The organism is Okeania sp. SIO2F4, assembly GCF_010672385.1.
In the GTDB taxonomy this organism is placed as follows: domain Bacteria; phylum Cyanobacteriota; class Cyanobacteriia; order Cyanobacteriales; family Microcoleaceae; genus Trichodesmium.
In genome coordinates this window covers 1-3881 of sequence record NZ_JAAHGT010000913.1, presented here as the reverse complement: position 1 = coordinate 3881, position 3881 = coordinate 1, and the positions used below count along the sequence as shown (strand labels likewise).

Here is a 3881-nt window from a genome sequence, read left to right as displayed (position 1 = left end):
TATTGAAGATTTGTATAACAAGTCTGGAGGTAGAAACACTCCATTACAGACAAAGTATCTACCACCTCCGCAACCCTCTACAAAAAATTATCCAGAACTGGAAGAACTAATAATATGTTGTGAAAAGATATTTCTTTCTGAAAAAGAGAAATTCCAACTATGGGATTTAGCATTAGTTGGAGAAATTACGAGTAGTGATTTTAAAAGATTGTTTATCGAACGACTTTTTCCTAATTTTCCTGTTCTAGATAGAGAAACTTTTGAAAAAAGTAATTTAAAGAAATTTTGGCAGAAAAATTTTCCTGATACACTCGGTTCACTGACTTTCTATTTATTGGAAAAAGAGAAAGGTATTTCCCATGTTCCTGAGATTGCGAATGGTTTAAAATTTAGCAATTCTGAAGCTAGTGAGCTTTATGTGACTTGTCTAGAATGTCACTCATCAACTTATGAACAAAGTTTGCCATTATTGGAATCTGCCATTGAAAAAAGCGTCAGTTTTCTAGAAGAGAGAGTGAAGTTTCAGGCAAATGATTTTATGGGAGTTTATCAATGGTTTAATTCCCAATATTTTCCAGATAAATCTCCAAACGCATCTGCGAATGAGTCTCCATACAAATTTTCAGATAAATCTTCAGAAAGCGAAATTTCAGATAGTAGCTTCCCAGATTCTCCAAATAAATTTCCAGACAAACCAGATGAGTCTCTAGATCAATTGGAATTATTTTTAACCTTAAACGAAATTCCAGATAGTAGCTTCCCAGATTCTCCAAATAAATCTTCAGACAAACCAGATAACTCTCCAGACAAATTTTCAGATCAATCTCCAGACAAACCAGATAAGTCTCCAGAGAAAGTTGAATTATTTTCAATATTAAGCAAGCTAATTATAGATAGTAATTCTAATCGCTGGATAAATTGGGAAAAACTTTCAGAAGTTCTTTACAAGGATGATATAAAAGGAACGATTTTTCTAGATAAGACTATAGGAAAAGCTTTTCCTGTTCAAATGCTAGAAACATGGCTCGAATTATTGAATAATCACCCGGAAAGTAAAGAGGTAGAAGCAAAATTTTTAGTTAGTAAAGCTTGGTCATTGCTGAATCGTAAAACATTGAGAAAAATGCGAGAACATCTAACAGGTACTTACCAAAAATCTGTAGGCAAATTTATTCAGTGGGCAAATGAAAAGGAAAATTTAGATTCAAGTAATCATACTGGTGTCGAGTTAATTAGTGGAGAACTGATAGAGTACACCACTGAAATCTGGATTCAGCAAAAATCAATCGATCAAAAACTATGGAACTTTTTAAAGTCGGAAGGAATATTACCAAAGTTGAGCGATAAAGACTGTCTGAATTTAATAGATGTTCACTGGCGTTTAAGTGCAGATTTATTATCATTACCGTTAACCAATTTGTATAAGAGAGCAGAAAAATTTTCTCAGGAAGAAAAGAAGTCTTTGATGAAGCTTGCTCAAGAAATAGTCAGCCAGTTTAAAGACCGTCAAACTCTGAAATACTTTATTGATAAATGTAGGCTTTTCTACAATAATTCAGAGCTATTAGAAATTATGCCTTACGCCGATAATAATCTTAAAAGCGAGATTTCATATAATTATGTAATGCCTTGAAAAATATCTTAAATATCTACAGATAAATAAAACTCAAGCTTGAACTTTATATTCTGGAGTTAATCTGCCATTTTTGCAACTATAGCAATCCTAAATTAGGTTGTAAGATTTTATCGAGCGGGGTTTGGTCTCCAAACCCAAGCGAAAGGGATTTCGAGACCAAACCTCCACAGTTTTTTCTCACAAATCATTTTATATTGCTATACCATCGGTCAATAAAAACCTAGTTAAATTAATAGATTATTTGTGTTATGAACAATCAAGAAAATGGATTCTGGGAATGCAGCGGCGACGAAAATTATCGCCACGTTCCACAAAAAATGTCATCATACGAGAATGAGTGTCGCGATCCTGAGATGTAGCAGAAAAAAACCTCGCCCAAAAACTCGAATAAAGCCACCAAAACCAGAACCAGATGTTACAAAAATGGTTCTTACTCGACAAATAATAATGGAAATAATGGAAATAATCGCAGCAATATACCAACTGATAAAAGAGACAATAAAATAAACACCGAGCCAAAACCCAAACGGGATATTAAACTGCTCATAGCGTTGACTATCCTTAATATTGGCAGTGGGTTTACAACTATGCGTGGAGCAGCACAAATTTTGCCTCGACTTGTAGGTTGGTCTAGTGGTGCTGCTATTCAAGCATTATTATTTCTTTTAACTTCAGGTTCCACTCTCAAACACGATCCTTTCTCAAAATGGATGGCTGTAGGTGCTTTTTCTATACTTAGTGTTTATACCAGTTTCTTTGCTTATTATGATTTTTTAGTAGTAGAAACACGAGAAAAAGATGGCTTTAATCGAGCTATATCTGCTCATCAAAATTTAGTTAGAGAAATTTTTACTCCTATTGAAGAAAAAGCTCAACAATTAGAAAATGAAATTAAGAGCAAAGATGCAGAAATAGAACGTGAATTAAAGGGAGAAGGATTGACGGGAATAGTAGGTGATGGACCCAGGGTTGAACAACTAAGGAGAGAAAAAGACAAACTCCTAATTAGGTTCGATCAAGTTAAACCAGTAGCTAATGAATTAAGACCTTTATTTGATTATGATTTAGAAGGAAAAGAACCACAAGAAATTTTTAATGCAGACCGTAAAGCTTTAGCTCAAGTCAAACCAAAATGCTTACCGACAGAACCAGAATTTGTTTGTTTGCCAGAAAAATATAATGGTAGTTTAGATCCTCTAAATCCTAAATCCGAAAAACTCCAAGAAAAGTATTTTGATGAGGAAGACAGAATCAGATTTATTGCACCTTTTCGAAAAATTAAAAATGGTGAAGAAGCTGCTATTGCAGCAGCTTTTTTCGCTCTACTTGTTGATGGTGTTATTATTTTCTTAGGAACAAAAATTGAAATTCCTCCCCCCGGCAAACCTGAAAAATTTGATAAAACAATAACTTTACGGATAAAAGGAACAGGAACAGAATTTTTGGATAAATTATTAGAAGCCATTGATAATATGTCTGGACAGAGCTACCAGGAACTGTTTATTAATCAGGAACTACTTAAAGAAAATCAAACACAATACCAGAAGTTACTTCAAAGTCTCTCTAACGAAACAACATGGATAGAAAAAAATGAGGAAAAACAATGGGTTATATATGATGAAAAAAAATTTACAGATTGGGTTATCAAGGAAGGCGAAAGGCTAATCAAAAACGAAGCTCAAAATAATAGTAATACTAAATCATCGAATATTGTTACATTTTATTTGCCTGATGATGACACCAAGGAATTATAAATAAGCTGAAAGATAGAGCAATTTATTACTTAATGAAGTAGATATATTTATGGTTTCAGGGAGTAGAATAGGCAATAGGGAATTTCATCTGATTCAGGTACAGGAATAGCAGGCAAGATGCTCACTCTAAATTGATAAAAACTTTCTCCCTTATACAGCACTTTTTAGATTGATGAACTACATAACCAAAACCCTGTAGGGGCGATTCGCTCTTCGCCCCTACTATGGTCTGCTGAAATGAAAACCGCTGTAAACCTTTCTTTCCCTTCCTCCTTCTTCCCTCTTCCTTCTAAAACGCTCAAAAAGTTGGTATTTTAGGCAAGAATTAGGCCGAAAAATCATTCTGACAATTCTTACTCCTACCTCCTCGCTCATTCCCCTAACTCCTGTATCCTGTCTCCTGTCTCCTGTCTCCTACCCCTACTATGCCTCCTCGCTCATTCCCCTAACTCCTGTATCCTGTCTCCTGTCTCCTGTCTCCTACACCTACT

General features: G+C 34.6%; 2 protein-coding genes. Both read left to right on the top strand.

Going from position 1 to position 3881, the window contains the following annotated elements:
- Positions 1-1633, top strand: a 1633-nt coding sequence (locus F6K22_RS34875; protein WP_293109005.1) for a hypothetical protein, incomplete at its 5' end; no start/stop codon positions are given.
- Between the two features lie 554 nt (positions 1634-2187).
- The gene (locus F6K22_RS34870) at positions 2188-3390 is read left to right on the top strand and encodes a hypothetical protein (protein WP_293109002.1); all 1203 of its coding nucleotides are present in this window, start codon (positions 2188-2190) and stop codon (positions 3388-3390) included.
- Positions 3391-3881: the final 491 nt, after the last annotated feature.